Below are 20,359 nucleotides of genomic sequence, written 5' to 3' on the forward strand. Positions count from 1 at the left end.
CCTTCAATTGGAATTTGGGATTTTTTTGATTGATTCTTTTAAATATTTCACGCAGATTCAATAGATTTTATCAGATTAATTGGAAAAGATCAGCGTGTATCTGCTTAAATTTTTTTAAATCTGCGTGAAAAAATGTACCAATTTTAATAATTCAATACTAAGTCCTTCAAATCGGAATTTTAGATTTTTTTCATTGTGAATTAAAAAGATGATATAAAAAAATGTCAGCTTTTTCGTTTATTTGCATCACCTTACAAAAATTATTATGCTACAAAAAGATAAGTCAGCAGCAATTGGTTTTATTTTTATAACCATGTTAATAGACATTACAGGATGGGGAATTATTATTCCTGTAATACCAAAATTAATCGAAGAATTGATTCACGGAGACATCAGCGAAGCTGCAAAAATTGGCGGTTGGTTGACTTTCGCATATGCGATAACACAGTTTGTATTTGCTCCCGTTATTGGAAATTTAAGTGATAAATTTGGAAGAAGACCAATTATCTTAATTTCCCTTTTCGGATTTTCTTTAGACTATCTTTTATTGGCATTTTCGCCAACTATTATCTGGCTTTTTGTTGGAAGAATTATCGCGGGTATAACAGGCGCGAGTATTACAACTGCTTCCGCTTATATTGCCGATGTTAGTACGGCTGAAAACAGAGCTAAAAACTTCGGATTAGTAGGCGCCGCTTTCGGATTAGGATTTATAATCGGACCAGTTATTGGCGGACTTTTAGGTCAATATGGCTCTAGAGTTCCTTTTTACGCAGCCGCAGTTTTGTGTATGCTGAATTTCCTTTATGGATTTTTCATTTTACCTGAATCACTTAAAAAAGAAAACCGCAGACCATTCGATTGGAAACGTGCCAATCCAATCGGAGCTATTTTAGGATTAAGAAAACACCCAACATTAATCGGATTAATTGTTGCCATTTTTTTACTATATGTGGGTTCTCATGCGGTGCAAAGCAATTGGAGTTTCTTCACCATCTATCAATTTAATTGGGACGAAAGAATGATCGGAATTTCATTGGGAATAATCGGTTTATTAGTCGGAGTGGTTCAAGGAGGATTGGTTCGTTACATCAATCCAAAAATCGGAAATGAGAAAAGCATTTACATTGGTTTAGCTTTATATACAATCGGAATGCTATTATTTGCTTTTGCAACAGAAAGCTGGATGATATTTGTGTTTTTAATTCCGTATTGCCTTGGCGGAATTGCTGGTCCAGCATTGCAATCTGTTGTAGCAAGTAAAGTAGCACCAAGCGAACAAGGAGAAATTCAAGGAACTTTAACCAGTTTAATGAGTGCTTCTTCAATTATTGGTCCGCCAATGATGGCCAATACATTTTATTTTTTCACGCACGACGATGCGCCGTTTAAATTTGCTGGAGCGCCTTTTATTTTAGGAGGAGTTTTAATGTTGTTGAGTACAGTTGTAGCTTATTTTTCGTTGAAAAAACATGCGGTTCCGAAAATAGAAATTAATAATCAAGAAATAGTATAAAGCTAAAAAGTCTTCATTTTAATGAAGACTTTTTTATTTGGAATTTGGATTTTTTTTGATTGGAATTTCTATTTCAAATACAAATAATGATTAAAATAGTCAATAATCGCTTTTCCTTCCAATAGTACGTCAGCGCCAATAATGCCATGAACAGCTTTTGCTTTAAAAGATTCTAAAGCCTCATTTACGTGCGAAAGATCAAAAATTACGATGCTGAAATCTTTGCTTTTCCAGCTTCCTAACTGCAATTTATTTTGAGACGAAATCTGTGTTGTCATTCCAGTTCCGCCTGCTCCAGAAGCTTTTGTTTTAGAGTTCTTAGCAGAAAGTTCGAAGCGTTCAATACACTCAAAGCCTACGCAGGTATTGGATGCGCCAGTGTCTAAAATGAAATTTCCAGAAATGCCGTTTATTTTGGCTTTTATCTGCAAATGCTGGGTTTTGGTGATTTTAAACTTTATTTTTTTGTACTTCTCTATTTTGAGAATTTGGTGAAGATTTTCCATTCCTGTAATGATTGAAAACCAAAAATAAGCCAATTATCGCCAAAAAACTAATGATATACAACATATAATTGGGTTGCTTTTCAGGCTTTTCAAGAGTGCCATAATACACAAAAGCACTCCAATAATAAGGTGACTTTTTTGCATTTGGAACGTTTTCATCTTTTAAAAACTCCCTTTTTGCATTTGCCGTTGCCTGTGCAAAAGACGAATTATGTTTTACCTCTTTATAAAAATAATCCATGAAAACAGAAGTTGTATAATCGTTTACATTCCACAAAGAAAATAATAGATTTTGTGCTCCCGCAAACTGAAAACCTCTTGCTACGCTAAGAGCACCTTCGCCTTTATACAGTTTTCCAATTCCGGTTTCACAAGCGCTCAGAACCACCAAATCAGGATTGAGCTGTAAATTATACAATTCAGAAAATAAAACTTCTTGATCGTAGAATTTGATGCTTGCCGGAGTTTCCAGATCGCCCGAAGAGGCATGTGTGCTGAGATGTATAATCGATTTTCCTATTGCGCTGTTTTTAAAGTTTGAGAAATCAGCATTTTTATTCTCAAAAAACTGTCCGTCAAAATTATGTTTTATAGATTGCAATTCATTTTTCGAAAAAGGAAGTTCGTAATTGGTTTTTTCGAAAATTGGAAAAAGACCTAAAATATTCTTTTTGCCATTTGAAAGCGGATTTGTGTTCAAATATAATTCTGCAGAATTGTTATAAGAAACATCAAACTTATCCAGCAGATAATGCATTTTTGTAAAATTGGTTGTGTTTGAGGTTTCGCTTATTAAAGCTTCAAAAGGCAGAAAAGACAGAATTCCATCTGGAACAAGAATCAAATTTTTATGTTTTTCAACTTTTGGAATTTGAAGTTTCTGATAGATTTTATTTCCAAGTGCATTATACTTTTTAGGATTGTTGGCAATTGCAGATGGATCTTTAAAAAAGTCAATGAATGAAAGCAATTCCTTATCAGCTGTTTCAATTTTGTGCAGTGTGATTTTTTTGTTTTCGAGAATGAAATTATAGATGCAATGACTTCCAAAAAAATATTCCAGTAATACCGCATTGTCTTTTTTCAGTTTGACGTATAATTTAGCCAAGTCCAATTCAGCACTCTTTTTCTGATCGGTTTTGTTTTGCTTTGTTTTCAAAAGCAGCATCAATTCATTCTGTTTTTTGACGGCTTCATTGATTTTAGAAATATTAGCCGCTTCTAATTTTTGCTGTTCTTTCAAAATGGCGGTATTCCAATTTTGAAGCTGTTGCAAAATCAGTTTTTCTTCTCTCGAAATCGTTTCAATATTTTTAAGATGCTTTTTTAAAACAACCGATTTTGTTTGTTCAGACAATAGAAAAGCACTTTCGATATAATTCATTTTTCGTTCCCTTTCGAATAATGAAAGATAAATTTCAATGCATTTTTCTGTTCTGTTTCTGTTTCGTACTTGTGTTATAATTTTAGAATTTTCATAAACCAAAAGCGACTGAATCATTTCTTCGATTTTAAAAGAAAGCTCATAACTTTTCAAGGCATTTTTCGGCTGATTTTCGGCTAAATAAATTAAGGCCTGCAAATCTAAAGCATCTAATAAGACCGTTTCCGCGTAAAGCGAATTCCCATTCGGAAGTCTAATTTTTGAAGCCGAATAATTAGGAAGAAGTGTTTTAAAAACGATTTCTAGATTTTGCTGAGCATCAACAATATTGCCTTCAGAAAAAGAAATAAAAGCGGCTTCATAATAAAATTGCCCTATTTTTCGAGGTTCCCGTTTCGGATTTTTATTGAATTCAGTTTTCGCCTTTTCGAAAAATTCAGAAGCTTTTTTAAAATCGTTTTGATCTACTTTTAACTGAGCCAGATTTCGATATGCATTTGCTAAAGTTTCGGTTTGCGATTTGTCATTTTTTAAAAGAGAAACCGCTTTCAAAAATGAAGTTTCAGCTTCAGCCTTTTTAGAAGATAAAACATAGTTTGTTCCCAAATTATTCAATAATAGACCTTTTTCAACAGCAGAAAGTTTTTCGGTCTGGATTGTTTTTTCAATCAATTCTATTGCTTTATAAACGTTACCAGTATTTTGATAAACATTTGAAAGATTAAGAATGGCGGCCGTTTTTTGGCTCTTGTTTTTCTCCTGGCTGGCAATAAAATAATATTGTTTTATCGTATTTTCGGCATTTTCATAATCGCCCAAAACGGTATATAAATTGCCCAAAGGTTTCAGGCAGAATTCAATTATATCATAATTTTTAAGTTTGTTTTTCTGATAAATCATCCAAGCTTTTTCGTAGCTTTTTACCGCATCTAAATTCTGTCCAAACTGATTTTCATAATAAGCTTTATTGCAATTTAAAATGACAATTGCCAACAATTCATCTTTGGTTTTGATCTTGACACTTTTCCAGAAATCACTTTCAATGTTTTTTAAATTCTGCAACGCTTTCGCGGAAGGATTTGCGGTAAAACTATCAACAGCATTATAGATTTTATCCTCCTGACTTTGCCCAAAAACATTCAGACACAGGAAAAGAAAGATGAAACCATATAAGTGATGTAAGTTCATATTATATTGTTTTTGCCACGAATTTCAACAAATCGAAACTCAAAACAGTATTACTTAAATTAGTGGAAATTAGTGAAATTCGTGGCAAAATATTCTTTGCGTATCTCTGCGTAACCTTTGTGCATCTCTGCGGTATAACCTCTAAAACTTCCAAATTCCATACACTTGAAAATAATTAAAATTCTGTTCAAAATTAATCACATAGCGCGCGCCCAAACTAGGTCCGATTCTAGCAAAACCAGCTGTTAAGTCAAATAAAAGCCCTGTTTTAAAGCCTGAGAAATTGTTTTTTATCGTATTAGAACTTGTTGTCGAACTGATCAAAAAGTTTTCTTTATCGCCTTCAAAAGTATCGACCGTGATCGTTTGATTCTGTTCTGAATATACATTTACATTCGCCTGAATTCCCGCTCCAACTCCAATGTAGTTATTGATATTATATCGAATTAAAACAGGAATTTCCCAATTGATATTTTTATTTTCAGTGGCAGTTGTGGTGCGTACCAATTGTCTGGTTCCGTTGGCATTTGTATTAAATTCTTCCGAAACGTTTACTTTGCTGTCATATTGGTTTAAAGCATTTTCCCATTCTACCTGCCAATAAAAACGATACGATTTAAAAGGCGAAAGCGTCGCGCCCACAAAATAGCTCGTCGATTTATCTAAATCGGGATAAAAATTATAACCTGCTTTGGCGCCAATCGAAATTCCAGGAAGGAATCTGGTAGTGGCATAGTTGGTAATTATGGGTTCGTTTTTATCAAAAATAATTGCGGTTCGGCTTTTGGTTTTTACCTTATGAAAATCTTCACCAAACTTCATGGAATATTTAACAAAACCTTTTGTAGAATCTTTTTCATGTACATTTTTCTGTTCGCTTCCAGGAAGATAAATGTTTTTAAAAGTAAAAATGATTTGTTTCTGTTTGATAATCGTATCGAGACAGCTTACGGTTGGCTCTTCACCTTTTGGACAAATCGGACATTCGGGATACATGCTTTCAATCTGAAAAGTTTTTTTGTCAAACATGTCGGGAACATCGGTTTCCAAACGGATCTTTCTTGCAGGACCTTCACCATTATTCTGAAAACGGGTTTTAAAATTTACTCGTTTGAAACGCACTAATCTGTAATTCATGAAACTTCCGTTAGAACCCATTTTGTTTGGATCGTGAGAAGTTACAATTTCCATTTCCAGATTTTTCACTTTATGGTTTTTATAACTTCTATTCGGGACAAAAATTCCTCGCATGGTTACTGTTGCACTGGTATCTTTTATCATTTCGGGAGTTGTTTTGAAAGTGTAAAAAACATTTCGAGTTTCTCCCGGATTCGCATCATCAAATTCTAAAATAGAAACATTGTGATAGGTTTTATTGGCATCTGAAAGTGAAGCTTCCAAATCTTCTTCAGTTGTGGTATTTCTATATTTTTTGATTTTGGAAGTCCCTTCGGCGGAAGCCAAAAAAGTATTCGAGTCATTTAAATCATCAGTCGAAGCAACAAGATTTTCTTTCACTTCACGTTCGCCCGCATACGTTCTGAAATCACTTAATTCGAAATTATGGTGTTTGAATTGCTTTTCATTATAAAATAAATAAAGCTTTCCGCTAGAAACATAATTTTCAAGATTCTGATAACTTACCACAACTACCATTTCTTGTTCTGGAATTGGATCACAGTTTTTAATAATTGCAAAACCATTCTGATCGGCAATAGAAGCAATGTCTTTATAATTGGTGTCTGTAATATCGTTTATGGCCACTTTCTTTGGGCGAGTTGCCGGAGGTTTTCCGTTGTCATAATTATTCGTTACAGCAAGTCTTGCCGTGTAAGTTCCTTTGTTTTTATAAACATGTTTAGGTTCGGCTTCTTTGCTGTAATGGCCGTCTCCTAATTCCCATAAATAAGAATAACTTGGTTTTGGCGCACCCGCAATCGGAATCAAAGGCGGAGTTTCTGGCTTAAAACTAACCTGATTTCCGTTTTGAATAAAACCTATATTGGCTCTTCGTGTTATGGTGTCTTTCACTTTGGTTTGTCCTATTGAAAAAATAGAAAATAGAATAAAGAAAATAGACAGTTGTGGTTTCATAACTAGATAGTTTTGAGGTTTAAAAATTTCTGAATGAAATCTCAAACAAGATTAAATGTAAAAAAAAGTGATGAGCAAATCACCACTTTTTCTCAAAAAAAGCATTTAGAAGTTACTGTATGGCATTAATTGCAGCAACTAGTTGAGCTTCGGTGCCGACTGTTGTTTCGGCTAAATTAAATTCGTAAACCGCATTTGCAGAAATTGTCACGCCTTTTATCGCATAGCGCCAGTTTCCGTTATCTTCTGTTGCAAAAATGATATGGCAAGCTAATCCAATCGGAATTTGACCGTAATGTTCGCTAAACAATCCTTCAGCTGTATAAGTGTCCAATTGAGCAAGTGCATTTTTGCCTTCTCCATCGTAAGAAAGAAAAACGGCACTGTTTGTATTGTTGTATCCGTCTGGAACATCAACTAAAAGAGTTGTTTTTGGTCTTGGATCGTGGTAAAAACGATCTACGTTGGTCCAACCGAATTTACCGAAAGTCACATAATAATTGTTTAATTCACCTTGTACACCGCCTTTTCCATCAGTTCCATCAGCATTTGCTTTTGCTTCCCTCCAAGCCAAATTGCCATCTTCCTCGATAACTCCAGTCCACAAAGTCATTAGGTTATCAAAACCATTTGTCAATGCAGTCGGAACGATCATATTCATACTGCAAGAAGTTTGCAATTCGACTCCTCCCTGAGTTGCTTTGATGAAGAATTCTCCTCCAGAAATTAAAAGATTTTTCTTCCCGTCTGCGGTAATTCCCATAGTTGGTTTGTTGGTAACCAGCATATTTCCTTTATCAAAAAGTTCGATGTATTCAATATCGACTTGCCCAGTTACAGGATTTCCGTTTTTGGTTAAACAATCTCCGTTAATGTAAAGCTTTACACCCTTTGCTGAAGTTAATGTAACAACGCCGTTTCCTGCGGTCATAGTAAAATTTTGCGTGTTTCTTTTTACTCCTTTTTCGCTAATGCTTTTAAACGCTTCAGAAGTAGGAGGCGAAATTTTGAAATCTTCTCCGTCGCTATTATCGCAGCTTGCGAACGTTGTCATCGCTATTATTAAAAGTCCGATTTTTTTAAAATTTGTTTTCATAATTTCTAGTTTTTATAAATCTGGCTTGATTGTTTCAAGTAGTTTTCAGATTTGGTTAATTAATTTTAATGTTATATCAACTCGGGTTAGATTTTGTTACCCTCTTTTCAAAAAATATTTTAAAGGGCTTTTATGTGCTTATATCAATTGACGTCAAAATTTGTTACCTCAGTTTTATTTAAATAGAAATGCATTTGTCTTCAAAAAGATTTCCATCTTCGTCAACAGCGACCAAAATGTCTTTTTTGCAGGAGAATTTTAGAATAAGATAAATCCAGACAATTAGCCAGATGCCAAAAGTGAATACGCTTAGAAACAAATGAAAAGTATGATTTATGTTTTTCTTTTCTTTAGACAAAACCACATAAGGCAGTTTTTCATTTTGTTCTGTAATTACAAAACCGTTACGTGTTTTAGCAGCGATTATTTCGTAAAACCGATCTAGATTTTTTTCATTGATATATTGGTAACTTTCCATTTCTTTTAATTTTTTAAAGGTTTTTAAAAGACTTTTGTTTCGATATATACAATTGATTGTAATATTGTTACCTCTTATTTTTGAAAATTTTTAAGATTCTTTTTTTAAATTAGCTGTAAAATGCTTTTTTATGGATCAAAATAAAATTCATCCTGATCAAAAATATATCGACGGACTTGCTGCAAACGATTCACTAGTTATCGAAATGATATATAAAAAATTTGCGCCCAAAGTAGTTCAGTTTATCACCAATAATTCTGGAGATAAAGATCAGGCGCAGGATGTGATTCAGGAAATTATGATTTTGCTTTTTAATCAGGCGAAAGCCAAGAAACTTCAGCTCACTTGTCCGTTTGACGCCTATTTTTTCTTGCTCTGCAAAAGATGTTGGCTAAACGAATTGAAAAATTCTGCCAATAAAGGGGTAACAATTTATGAGAATGTGGTATCTATCAATGAATCTGCTCACGAATTGATTGCACAGGCAGAAGAATTTGATGAAAAACAGAAGCTTTTCGAAACCATGTTTCAAAAATTGGGAGAGAAATGCCAAGAAGTTTTGAAACTCAGTTTTTCTCTAAAATCAATGGAAGAAGTAGCCCAAAAACTCAATGTGACTTACGGTTATGTCCGAAAAAAGAAATCGTTGTGTGTAGGCCAGCTGACGCAGTGGATTCAAGAAGCGAAAAATTTTAACTCTTTAAAAAACAATTAATCATGAACGAAGAACGCTATATATTATTTGATCAATATCTTCAAGGCGAACTGACCGTTGATGAAAAAAACAATTTTGAGAAACAATTATCTGAGGATGCTGCATTGGCTTCGGAGTTTGAAAGTTTCAAAGAAATGCATTTTCAGTTGGAGAATAAATTCGGACAAGAACAGGAAAGAGAAATCTTTAAAGGAAACTTGACCAGAATTTCAGATAAATATTTTAATAAAAAGGAAAATAAAGTAGCTTCGCTTAAACCCTGGTATTTTGCAGCAGCGGCATCTATAATTATTATGTTTGGATTGTTTTTCTTTGATTATAAGCATTATCCAAATTTTGAAGATTATAATCACCCAGAAAGTGCTTATTTTACAGAAAGAGGCGTTTCTGAGGCCATTTTAAAACAAGCAGAGAATAATTTCAACGGAAAAAGATATGAAACAGCGATTCCGATTTTTGAAATGATTTTAAAAGAAAACAATTCAGACGAGATTAAATATTTCTACGCCGTTTCATTATTGCAAGTTGGCAAATACGTAAAAGCAGAAAATATATTTAAAGAATTGGAAGCCGGAAATTCTGTTTATAAAGAAAAAGCAAAATGGAATCTAGCTTTATCTAAATTAAAACAAGGAAAATATGATGACTGTAAAGCCATTTTACAGACAATTTCACAAGACTATGAAGATTATGATGAAGTTGAACAGCTTTTAGAAGAATTGGATTAAATTCTAATTATTTAAGAAAAAATTTACCTCTTTACGGGAAACCTCAATCGAATTTGGAATTTTAGTTCTAAATTCGATTTTCTTTTTACAAGAACTTGTTCCAAAAACAATTTAAGTTAACCAGAAAAGCTAAATGAAAAAAGTTGTAATAATTTTTCTTCTTGTTTTTTCTCAGACCATTTTTGGTTTGGGTAGCATTACCCAGACCGAAAAATTGGCTGCAACTTGCAAAGTTTGGGGATTTTTAAAATATTATCATCCAAAAATTGCCAGCGGAGAATTGAATTGGGACAATCAGCTTTTAGAAAAATTGCCTTTAATTGAAAAAGCACAAACTAAAGAAGAGTTTTCTTTAATTTTAGAAAATTGGATTGATGATTTGGGAACTGTAAAAGAAGTAGCTCCAATTGTTCTGTCAAAAGATGTTAAATTCTTTGACAAAAATTTGGATTTAAGCTGGTTTAATGACAAATTGTTTTCTAAAAAACTTTCAAAAAAATTAAAATTTATTGAAGAAAATAGATTTCAAAGCAATGAGGAATTTGGGCCAAGTTTTGACTGTTTTAAAAATTTAAAAAATTATTTTAATCTAGATTATACTGATAAAAACACAAAGCTTTTGATGCTTTATGCTTATTGGAATGTGGTAGAATATTATTTCCCGTATAAATATGTAATGGATCAGAAATGGGATAAAACGTTAAATGAAATTTTACCTTCTGTTGTTCAGTCGAATACTCCAGAAGATTTTTATAAAGTATTACGAAAAACAGCGGCAAAACTCGATGACAGTCATGTAGAGTTTCATATATATCCTTCAGCAACAGCCAAAAAGAGCTTTTATTATTTTCCTGCGACTGGTAAAGTAATAGATAAAAAATTGGTAATTACAGAGATTTTGGGAGATAGTCTGGCAGAAGCTGACAACATCAAAATAGGAACTGTAATTACTAAAATAAACAACAGGAGCATCAGAGAAATTATCGAAGAGAAAAGAGATATGATTTCTGCTTCAAACGAAGCCGCTTTTCTGGACAAAGTTCTACGCTCAATTTTAGTAAGCGAATCTGAAAAGGTAAATGTAGAATTTATGAACGATGGAAAATGCGAGACAAAAGAAATGACTTGGTTTAATTATCATGATTCACACCGAAATGAATTTAAAAAAGGAGCTCAGAAAAAGAAAGATAAATTCAAACTTTTGGATCATAATATCGGTTATGTAAACATGGGCGTTATTAAACCTAAAAATGTTCCTGATATGATTGATGCTCTCAAATTGACAAAAGCAATTGTTTTTGATATGAGAAATTATCCAAACGGAACTTTTGAAGAGATTGCTGCATTTTTGAATTCGAAGGAAAAAGAATTTTGCCAGTACACAATGCCTTATTTAAACTATCCTGGACGTTATGAATGGACAGAGGGAAGAAAATGTGGAACCGAAAATAAAGAAAATTATAAAGGTAAAGTCATTGTATTGCTTAATGAAGATTCTATAAGCCAGTCAGAATGGACGGCAATGTGTTTTCAAACAGCGGGAAATACCACAATAATAGGAAGTCAGACCGCAGGGGCAGACGGAAACGTTTTTGAATTTGATTTTAGCGGGTTTCATACAGGCTTTTCAGGAATTGGAGTTTATTATCCCGATGGAAGAGAAACCCAACGTGTAGGAATTGTACCCGATATTGAGGTAAAACCAACAATAAAAGGGATAAAAGAAGGCAGAGATGAAGTTTTGGAACGCGCTTTGCTATATATAGAAACAGGAAAATAAACCCAGTTTGTCGTACTGAGTAACGAGGGATCGCACTAGCTGATCGAGAGAAAAAATGGGGGTTTTCTCCTCGAAGCTTCTTGTGAGGTCCTTCGTTCCTTAGAATGATAAAAAATAGGTTGTTATTGTTCTGGCCTTTGTCAAAGTGTACAACTTTTGACAAAGGTTTTTTTTTCACCCTGAGTGAAGTCGAAGGATCGCATTGAGAATCCATAAAGATTAGCGATTAGGGCTTCGACTCCGCTCAGCGTGACAAAAATAAAATCCGTGACATTTCGTGTTTTCACAAAGTGAATTCGTTTCATCCGCGTACCTCAATCGCAACAGAATTGCTATTCTTTTAATATTGTCGTAATTTTGGCACTTTAAAATTACAGCCTTGAATTCAACACCCATTATTACCGATACCCACACGCATTTATATTCTGAAGAATTTGATCAGGATCGTGACGAAATGATTCAGCGCGCTATTGATGCGGGAATTACACGTTTTTTTATTCCTGCAATCGATGCTGCAGCAACACAATCGATGTACGATTTAGAAAAAAATTATCCTGAAAATATATTTCTAATGATGGGTTTGCATCCCACTTACGTGAAAGATAATTATTTGGAAGAATTAGCTCATGTGGAAACAGAATTGTCTAAAAGAAAATTCTACGCAGTTGGCGAAATCGGAATCGATTTGTATTGGGATAAAACACATCTAAAAGAGCAGCAAATTGCTTTTAAAAGACAAATTCAGCTGGCAAAACAGTATAAATTACCCATTGTAATTCATTGCAGAGAAGCGTTTGATGAGATTTTTGAAGTATTAGAAGAAGAAAAATCTGAAGATTTGTTTGGGATTTTTCATTGTTTTTCCGGAACTTTAGAACAAGCAGAGCGCGCCATTTCTTATAATATGAAATTGGGAATTGGTGGAGTTGTTACTTTTAAGAACGGGAAAATTGATCAGTTTTTAAATCAAATCGATTTAAAACATATCGTTTTAGAGACCGATTCACCGTACTTAGCGCCCATTCCATATAGAGGAAAAAGAAATGAAAGCAGTTATTTGGTCAACGTTATAGTTAAATTAAGTGATGTGTATGGCGTTTCTACAGAAGAAATTGCAGCAATCACAACCCAAAACTCAAAAGACGTTTTTGGGATTTAACCTGAGCCTTACAAAACTTTAAATTTTTTTTTGTTCTTTTGCCCACTTTAAACAATTATAAATAATGCAGAAATTTGATGCCATTCGACCGTTTTATGATTCCGAAATAAATGAAGCACTTCATGCGGTGGTCAATCATCCTATGATGAAAACCATGATGAACTTTACTTTTCCGGATGTAGAAGATGAGGTTTGGAAGGAACAATTGAAGAAAACCCATTCTATACGAGATTTTCAATGCAACTTTATTTATAACACGATCCAAAAAGTTTTAGAAAAAAGCTCTGAAGGTCTTACCACATCAGGTTTTGAAAAACTGGAACCCAATACTTCTTATCTATTTATCTCAAATCACAGAGATATTCTTCTGGATACAACCTTGCTAAATGTCTGTTTGTTTGAACATGGTTTAGTAATGACAGCTTCGGCAATTGGAGACAATTTAGTGAAGAAAGCTTTTTTGGCAACTTTGGCAAAATTAAATAGAAACTTCTTGGTTCTAAGAGGTTTGTCTCCAAGAGAAATGCTTCAAAGTTCAAAATTGTTGTCTGAATATATGGGACAATTGCTGCTTCGCGAAAACCGTTCGGTTTGGATTGCTCAAAGAGAAGGAAGAACGAAAGATGGAAATGACGAAACCAATCCAGGAGTTTTAAAAATGATTGGAATGGCTTCTGATGAAGAAGATTTGATGAATTATTTTAAGAAATTAAAAATCGTTCCTGTCTCTATTTCATACGAATATGATCCGACAGATGTTTTAAAGATGCCGCAATTAATGGCAGAAGCAAACAACGAAGTGTACGTAAAAGATAAAAACGAAGATTTCATGAATATCATTAGCGGTATCATGGGAACTAAAAAGAGAATACACATTTCTGTCGGAGATGTTTTAGATAGTGAAATCGATCACATTGTGGCAGAAAATGATAATGTAAACAAACAGGTTCAAGCGTTGGCGCAGACTATTGATGATGTAATCTTGAAAAATTATCAATTATGGCCAACAAATTTTATTGCTTACGATATTTTAAACGAAACAGACAAATTTGCTCATAAATATAAAGAGAGCGAAAAACAGCTTTTTGAGCGCCGTTTAGAAATGCGTATCGGAAGTGATAATCCTGTGACAAGACAAGGATTTTTAGCTATGTATGCCAATCCTGTTGTCAACAAATTAAAATACCAAGATGTCATCTAAAGCAAAAATATTATTGGTTTATACCGGAGGAACCATCGGTATGAGCAAAGATTTTGAAACTGGAGCACTGAAAGCCTTCAATTTTGGTAAATTAATTCAGAAAATACCAGAAATCAAGCAATTGGATTGCGAAATCGAGTCGATTTCCTTCGAACATCCAATAGATTCTTCAAATATGAATCCTCAAATGTGGACCAAAATCGCCACAATCATTGAGGAAAATTATAATTCTTACGACGGATTTGTTGTCCTTCACGGATCTGATACCATGTCGTATTCGGCTTCGGCATTGAGTTTTATGCTGGAGAATTTGTCAAAACCAGTTGTGTTTACAGGTTCGCAATTGCCAATTGGGGATTTGCGCACCGACGCCAAAGAAAATCTGATAACAGCAATTCAAATTGCTTCTCTTCAGGAAAATGGAAAGCCAGTTATTACAGAAGTCTGCTTATATTTTGAATACAAATTATACCGCGGAAACCGAACTTCTAAAGTAAATGCTGAACATTTCAGGGCCTTTACAGCACCAAATTATCCTGAATTGGTAGAATCTGGTGTTCATTTAACATTAAACAGACATTTATTTCTTCCTGTAAATAAAAATGCAAAACTGATTGTTCATAAGAATTTAGACAATCACGTTGCCATCATCAAAATATTCCCAGGAATGAGTGAAATTGTTCTGGCTTCCATCCTTGCAACTAAAGGGTTGAGAGGAATTATTCTAGAAACTTACGGTTCTGGAAATGCACCAACTGAAGATTGGTTTTTAAACTTAATCGAAAAAGCCATCAAATCTGGAATACATATCGTAAACGTAACGCAATGTTCAGGCGGAAGTGTAAACATGGGACAATACGAAACTAGTACAGCTTTGAAATCGTTAGGAGTTATTTCTGGAAAAGACATTACAACCGAGGCAGCAATTACAAAATTAATGTATTTGCTTGGACATAATATTCCGCAAAACGAGTTTAAAGATATTTTTGAAACTGCACTTCGCGGGGAAATATCATAGTTTAAATTGCAATATTTTAAAAATCCCAAATCCCAAATCCCAAATTCCAAAATCTAAAGTTGGAATTTGGGATTTTTTTATTGAAATTTTTGCTTAACCAAAGTTTGTGGAAAATTGGAATTTGAGATTTCCTTTTAAAATTTGGAATTTTTATAAGTTACCGGGCAAGTTTCCAATTCATCAGAGGCTTTGTGTTTTTTGTAATAGATATAAATCAAAACAGAAAGAATACAGATTATTCCCTGAATAGCAACTGTGGCTCTTACGCCAAGCGAGTGCGAAACATAACCAATAATTAAACTTCCCACAGGAATCATTCCCTGATACGCCATCATATAATAACTGATGCTTCTAGAGCGCATACTGACAATACTATGTGTCTGAATATAAATGTTGATAGATGAAGTTTGTCCCATCATTCCGATTCCGCTTAGAGTCATACAGATTAGCGCAATTGTAATGCTATTAGAAACGGCTAGGATAATAATGCTAAACCCAAGTAAGAGACTGGCGGCAATCATTAATTTTCCCATATTTTCAGCCGATTTTAAATTGGCAAGATAAATAGCAGATAAAATTGAGCCGACTCCGGCTGCGCTTTCAAACCAGCTGAAAGTTTCGGCGTTTCCGCTAAAAATGTCTTTCGCAAAAACAGGCATCAAAGTATTAAAAGAAATTACAAACAAACTGCTGCAAGTTAGCATTAAGAGCATTCTTGCCATTTCGCTTTCTTTTTTTACGTAATCAAGCCCTTCTATAAGATCGTCCAGCATTTTAAGCTTGTTTTCTGCTTTAATATGCGGTGTAATTTTCATTAGCATTAGCGAAATTAAAACAGGCACATAACTCATAAAGTTTCCAATAAAACAGATGTCTTCTCCATATTGATGCAGAATAATTCCCGCAAGCGCAGGCCCCGCGATTCGGGCAAAATTGTTCATAGTCGAGTTAAGTGCAACTGCGTTTGGAAGGTCTTCTTTATTGTCAACAATGTCAATCATCATAGTCTGGCGGCAAGTCATATCAAAAGCATTGATAATTCCTTGAACAAGGCTGAGTGCCAGAATAAAATTGATATTATAAATTTTGAGATAAATAAGTAGAGCCAAAGTTCCTGCCTGAAGCATTGCCAAAGACTGCAATACCATCATAGCGCGGTGTCTGTCATAACGCCCAATAATACTTCCGGCAAGAGGTGCCAGAAACAGAGACGGTATCATACTTAAAAAAGTCGCTAATCCCAATAAAAATACCGATCCTGTTATACTATAAACCATCCAGCTTACGGCTGTTTTCTGCATCCAGGTTCCGATAACTGAAACAGATTGTCCGTAAAAGAATAACTTGAAATTTTTAGATTTTAAGGCTTTAAACATGATCTTTATTATTTGATTACAAAGTTCGGAATTATGATTTCATTAGAAAAATTAATAATTTTACTTATAATAAGTAGTAAAACTTATCAATATGGAAATCTATCAATTGCAGTATTTTATTAAAACCGCTGAAGTTTTGCATTTTACAAAAGCGGCAGAGTTGTGTTTTGTAACGCAATCAGGACTTTCGCAGCAAATTAAAAAGCTAGAAGAAGAGCTCGGAATGCCATTGTTTAAACGAATCGGAAAAAAAGTGCAGTTGACAGAAGCAGGAGCCGTTTTTCTGATTCATGCTAAAAAAGTGGTCGAAAATCTAGAAAACGGCAAACAGGCGATTGAGGATTTAAACGAAATGATTGGCGGAGAACTCCGAATTGGCGTAACTTATATTTTTGGATTATTGATTCTGCCTGTTGTAAATGCATTTGCCAAAAGATACCAGGATTTGAGAATAATTGTAGAATATGGTACAACAGAAGCTTTAGAGCAAAAACTGATTAATAATGAATTGGATTTGGTTTTGGTAATTTCGTCTCACGAAATTGGTCCTCCAATTCAAAAAGTGCCTTTGTTTACTTCAAATATGGTTATGGCAGTTTCAAAAAATCATGCTTTGGCTGAAATAGACAAAATACCATTTAAAAAAATAGCTGAAGTACCTTTGATTCTTCCGGGAAAAGGTTCCAATTCGCGCGAATATGTAGAGTTGCTGTTTGTAAAACATAACATGAAACCAAAAATTTCGATCGAATTAAATTCGATTCATGCTTTACTGCAAATGGTAGAAAATAGCGATTGGGCAACTATTGTAGCTGAAAAAGCTTTGAAAGGTTGGGAACATAGCCTTAAAGCAATACAAATTACAGGAGTTTCGACCAAAAGAGATTCATATATGTTAACAATGGGAGGTTACCAGAAAAAGGCCGTAAAACTGTTTATGGAAGAATTTAGAAAGAGCATCTGAAGTAACTTTGATTTTACTTTTGTAAAGTCAGATTTTTTTGTGTTATTTGCAGACCAAAATAGAGAGGTGTCCGAGTGGTTTAAGGAGCTAGCCTGGAAAGCTAGTATATGGGTAACTGTATCGAGGGTTCGAATCCCTTCTTCTCTGCAAATTTTAATTAAAATAATACCAAACCTCGGAATCTGTATTTCGAGGTTTTTTTATTAACTTTCTACAGTTATGCAAGATTTGTATTCAGTTTCATTATCTTATTTTAAGATTCAATAAATGGAAAAAGAAAATGACAAAAAGTGAAATCATAATATATAGTACAGCTGATGGTTTGATTAAAATTCAAACACGATTAGAAAATGATACTGTTTGGCTTACACAAGCGCAAATGTCAGAGCTTTTTGGTAAAGATAGAAGTGTGATTACCAAGCATATTGCAAATGTTTTCAAAGAAGGTGAATTAGAGGAAAAAAGCAATGTGCAAATTTTGCACATTGCAAATTCAGATAAACCAGTTAAGTTTTATAATCTTGATGTTATAATCTCGGTTGGATATAGAGTTAAGAGCTTTCAAGGAACACGATTTCGTCAATGGGCGACGGCAAGACTTCGTGAATATATCGTAAAAGGCTTTACGATGAATGACGAAATGCTAAAACAAACAGACAACGAAAGCTATTTTGAAGAATTATTGGCACGTATTCGTGATATTCGTTCATCTGAAAAAGTATTTTGGAGAAAGGTTTTAGATATTTATGCGACAAGTGTAGATTATGATCCAAGGGCAGAAAGTAGTAAATTATTTTTTCAAACGATACAAAACAAGATGCATTGGGCGGCTCACGGACATACAGCAGCCGAAGTCATTTATGAGCGTATAAATGCTCAGTTGCCAAATTTAGGTTTGACTAATTTTAGAGGTGAAAAACCGACGAAACAAGAAATAGAAATAGCTAAAAATTATTTGAATGAAGATGAGTTAAATGTTTTGAATCGAATGGTGACAGCATATTTAGATCTGGCAGAAATACAAGCATTAAATAGAAAGCCAATGTATATGAAAACGTGGATTGAAAAGCTTGACGAATTTATTAAAATTACAGGTAATGAGATTTTAGAGCATAATGGTTCAGTGAGTCATCAAAAGGCTTTAGACAAAGCAAATGATGAATATATAAAATATAAAGAGCAAACTAAAAATGATCTTTCTGAAGCTGAAAGACATTTTATAAAAAATATAGAAGAAACAAATAAAAACATAATCGTAAAGAAAAAATCGCAAAACACATAGTCCTAAAAAGTTATTTTCAAAATACGGTTTCCCGCATTTTTTTATTCTAGAAATATTATATATTTGGCTCCTGTGTAATATAAATAACTTAATGGATTTACCTCCTTATTCGCCAGGATTGCATAAACTGGTTACTCTACATGTAGACGAAATTTCTAAGCTTACCAACAGCAAAGGCTTTGTTGCAGTTACCGATTCCATTTTAGAAAAGTACGAACTTGAGAAGGTTGGCGTTGTAGTGCATGACTTCGAAAACGAAAGTTTTACAATTTCATACTGCCTGAAAGAATCTCATATTTGTATACACACTTGGCCAGAATACAATCAGTTGACTTTGGACGTTTATTTGTGCAATTATCTTCAGGATAACTCGCATAAAGTGCGTGCCGTTATAGCCGATTATGTTGCCTATTTTGAAGCAGAAATTATTAAAGATTTTGAAATTAACCGATAAGATATGAAGATTCCTTGTTACGATTGTAATACAGAAACCGAGTTAGAGGTTGGTTTTGAAGTTGTCAATTTTGTTTGTCCGAAATGTCAGAGTTTATATGCTCGTGATAAAGAGGGGCAATTTAGAAGGAGATCTCAGTATAAAAACGTACTCAGAGATTATCCATTGGAAATTGGCGATGTTGGGTTTTTGAAGGGTAGCGAATACAAAGTCACAGGTTTGCTAAGAAAAAAAGTACATCCTGATTATACTTGGACAGAATTTATTTTGCAGAACGAAGCTAAAGAGTTTCTATATCTTTCTGTTTCAAACGGGCATTGGATGATGCTTACCGAAATGGAAAATATTGCAGAATTAAGAGGAGGAGTTACAGTTTTAGACCATGATGGTATAGATTACGATTTGTTTGAACATTCGGATGCTGAAATCATAGACGCGCAAGGTTTTTTTGATTTTGCACTTCCTCAAAACAAATTAATTCATTTGGCAGAATTTATAAATCCGCCAAACATCATCTCTATAGAAAGGATGAACAATGTGCAATCAGCATTTCATGGCGAGTATATGAAAAAAAGCGTCATTCAGAAAGCCTTTCCGAAAAGAACAATGCCGTATCAGTTTGGCGTAAACATGATTCAACCGTCTCGTTTTGACCTTCGCAATACTGCCATTATTTTCTGTCTTTTTGCTTTATTGATTATAACTGCAAACTGGTATATTTATAAAGATCAGGTTGAACAAAACGTTTTTAATAGTAAAATTAAGTTCAGCGAATTTGATAATAAAGAAATTACCACTCCATCTTTTGTGCTCAAAGGCGCTTCGGCTCCTATGACTATTAGCGTTTCGACTGAGGTTAATAATTCATGGGCCAATATAAATGTCGCTTTAATTAATGAAGATAATGGCGATGAAATTTATGCTAATAAAGACATCGAATACTATCATGGTTACTCTGACGGAGAATCTTGGACAGAAGGAAGCCAGTATGAAAAGTTTAATATCTGTGGTGTAAAAGGAGGAAAATATCATCTTTTGATTACACCAATGAAAGCCCCAGAAGATTCTTCTAATAGCGAAATGAATGTTAATGTGGTCTGGAATCAGCCTTCAAGTCGAAATTTAGGTTTAGTTATTCTAGGTATGGTTATAATTTATTTCATCATACGATATTTTAAAAATCAATTTGAAAAAGAGAGATGGGCAGACAGTTCCTACTCAACTTATGAATAATATGAAAAAAATTTCAGATTTCTTTGCCAATAATTGGGCGCCATTAGCAATTGGATTCTTTTGCTTTGGGGTTTACATGTATTTTGCTCTAGCAGGAAACAGAATCTGCGATTGTGAAACTACAGAAAGCTACCGATCAACAACGAGCGGAAGCCGTTCATCTTTTAACCATTTTTACCACAAATAA

Annotated in this window: 18 protein-coding genes and 1 tRNA gene; 13 read left to right on the top strand and 6 right to left on the bottom strand. The window is 33.9% G+C overall.

Annotated elements, in window-relative coordinates:
* Positions 1-265 precede the first annotated feature (265 nt).
* Positions 266-1,516 (top strand): TCR/Tet family MFS transporter, encoded by a 1,251-nt coding sequence (locus FF52_RS13160; protein ID WP_008466157.1) that lies wholly within the window; start codon positions 266-268, stop codon positions 1,514-1,516.
* Positions 1,517-1,584: 68 nt separating this feature from the next.
* Here FF52_RS13160 and FF52_RS13165 read toward each other — a convergent pair whose 3' ends face one another.
* The 5 genes from FF52_RS13165 to FF52_RS13185 all read right to left on the bottom strand — a co-directional run bounded on the left by FF52_RS13165 (position 1,585) and on the right by FF52_RS13185 (position 8,262).
* Positions 1,585-2,022, bottom strand: coding sequence for a retropepsin-like aspartic protease (locus FF52_RS13165; RefSeq protein ID WP_008466159.1), 438 nt, complete (start codon positions 2,020-2,022; stop codon positions 1,585-1,587).
* Positions 1,967-4,594: a CHAT domain-containing protein gene (locus FF52_RS13170; protein WP_008466161.1), complete on the bottom strand. Its 2,628-nt coding sequence runs from the start codon at positions 4,592-4,594 to the stop codon at positions 1,967-1,969. The genes FF52_RS13165 and FF52_RS13170 overlap by 56 nt, the downstream gene beginning before the upstream one ends.
* Positions 4,595-4,735: 141 nt before the next feature.
* Complete coding sequence (locus tag FF52_RS13175; RefSeq protein WP_008466164.1) at positions 4,736-6,688, bottom strand: PKD domain-containing protein; 1,953 nt, start codon at positions 6,686-6,688, stop codon at positions 4,736-4,738.
* A gap of 112 nt (positions 6,689-6,800) precedes the next feature.
* Positions 6,801-7,784, bottom strand: a complete 984-nt coding sequence (locus FF52_RS13180; protein ID WP_008466166.1) for a hypothetical protein — start codon at positions 7,782-7,784, stop codon at positions 6,801-6,803.
* Between the two features lie 178 nt (positions 7,785-7,962).
* Entirely contained in the window at positions 7,963-8,262 is a 300-nt protein-coding gene (locus FF52_RS13185; RefSeq protein ID WP_008466168.1) for a hypothetical protein, read from the bottom strand.
* Between the two features lie 130 nt (positions 8,263-8,392).
* On the opposite strand from FF52_RS13185, the gene FF52_RS13190 reads away from it, so the two are divergent.
* The 6 genes from FF52_RS13190 to FF52_RS13215 all read left to right on the top strand — a co-directional run bounded on the left by FF52_RS13190 (position 8,393) and on the right by FF52_RS13215 (position 14,863).
* Positions 8,393-8,977, top strand: a complete 585-nt coding sequence (locus FF52_RS13190; protein WP_008466170.1) for an RNA polymerase sigma factor — start codon at positions 8,393-8,395, stop codon at positions 8,975-8,977.
* A gap of 2 nt (positions 8,978-8,979) precedes the next feature.
* Complete coding sequence (locus tag FF52_RS13195) at positions 8,980-9,705, top strand: tetratricopeptide repeat protein (RefSeq protein ID WP_008466172.1); 726 nt, start codon at positions 8,980-8,982, stop codon at positions 9,703-9,705.
* A gap of 133 nt (positions 9,706-9,838) precedes the next feature.
* Complete coding sequence (locus tag FF52_RS13200) at positions 9,839-11,485, top strand: S41 family peptidase (RefSeq protein ID WP_008466175.1); 1,647 nt, start codon at positions 9,839-9,841, stop codon at positions 11,483-11,485.
* A gap of 379 nt (positions 11,486-11,864) precedes the next feature.
* Positions 11,865-12,644, top strand: a complete 780-nt coding sequence (locus FF52_RS13205; protein ID WP_008466177.1) for a TatD family hydrolase — start codon at positions 11,865-11,867, stop codon at positions 12,642-12,644.
* Positions 12,645-12,708: 64 nt separating this feature from the next.
* Entirely contained in the window at positions 12,709-13,845 is a 1,137-nt protein-coding gene (locus FF52_RS13210; RefSeq protein WP_008466179.1) for a 1-acyl-sn-glycerol-3-phosphate acyltransferase, read from the top strand.
* Positions 13,835-14,863, top strand: a complete 1,029-nt coding sequence (locus FF52_RS13215; RefSeq protein WP_008466181.1) for an asparaginase — start codon at positions 13,835-13,837, stop codon at positions 14,861-14,863. The genes FF52_RS13210 and FF52_RS13215 overlap by 11 nt, the downstream gene beginning before the upstream one ends.
* Positions 14,864-14,997: 134 nt before the next feature.
* Here the strand turns inward: FF52_RS13215 and FF52_RS13220 are convergent, their stop codons facing one another.
* Positions 14,998-16,239: an MFS transporter gene (locus tag FF52_RS13220; RefSeq protein WP_008466182.1), complete on the bottom strand. Its 1,242-nt coding sequence runs from the start codon at positions 16,237-16,239 to the stop codon at positions 14,998-15,000.
* Positions 16,240-16,330: 91 nt separating this feature from the next.
* On the opposite strand from FF52_RS13220, the gene FF52_RS13225 reads away from it, so the two are divergent.
* The 6 genes from FF52_RS13225 (at position 16,331) to FF52_RS13250 (ending at position 20,359) form a co-directional block, all read left to right on the top strand.
* The gene (locus FF52_RS13225; protein WP_008466183.1) at positions 16,331-17,203 is read left to right on the top strand and encodes a LysR substrate-binding domain-containing protein; all 873 of its coding nucleotides are present in this window, start codon (positions 16,331-16,333) and stop codon (positions 17,201-17,203) included.
* A 60-nt stretch (positions 17,204-17,263) separates the two neighbouring features.
* Positions 17,264-17,350, top strand: a tRNA-Ser gene (locus FF52_RS13230).
* Between the two features lie 133 nt (positions 17,351-17,483).
* The gene (locus FF52_RS13235) at positions 17,484-18,485 is read left to right on the top strand and encodes a virulence RhuM family protein (RefSeq protein WP_008466184.1); all 1,002 of its coding nucleotides are present in this window, start codon (positions 17,484-17,486) and stop codon (positions 18,483-18,485) included.
* Between the two features lie 91 nt (positions 18,486-18,576).
* Positions 18,577-18,939: an S-adenosylmethionine decarboxylase family protein gene (locus FF52_RS13240; RefSeq protein WP_008466185.1), complete on the top strand. Its 363-nt coding sequence runs from the start codon at positions 18,577-18,579 to the stop codon at positions 18,937-18,939.
* A 3-nt stretch (positions 18,940-18,942) separates the two neighbouring features.
* Positions 18,943-20,172: a DUF4178 domain-containing protein gene (locus FF52_RS13245; RefSeq protein WP_008466186.1), complete on the top strand. Its 1,230-nt coding sequence runs from the start codon at positions 18,943-18,945 to the stop codon at positions 20,170-20,172.
* Between the two features lies 1 nt (position 20,173).
* Entirely contained in the window at positions 20,174-20,359 is a 186-nt protein-coding gene (locus FF52_RS13250) for a hypothetical protein (RefSeq protein WP_119793609.1), read from the top strand.

The sequence above is a fragment of the Flavobacterium sp. F52 genome, from assembly GCF_000278705.1.
Classification (GTDB): Bacteria; Bacteroidota; Bacteroidia; order Flavobacteriales; family Flavobacteriaceae; genus Flavobacterium; species Flavobacterium anhuiense.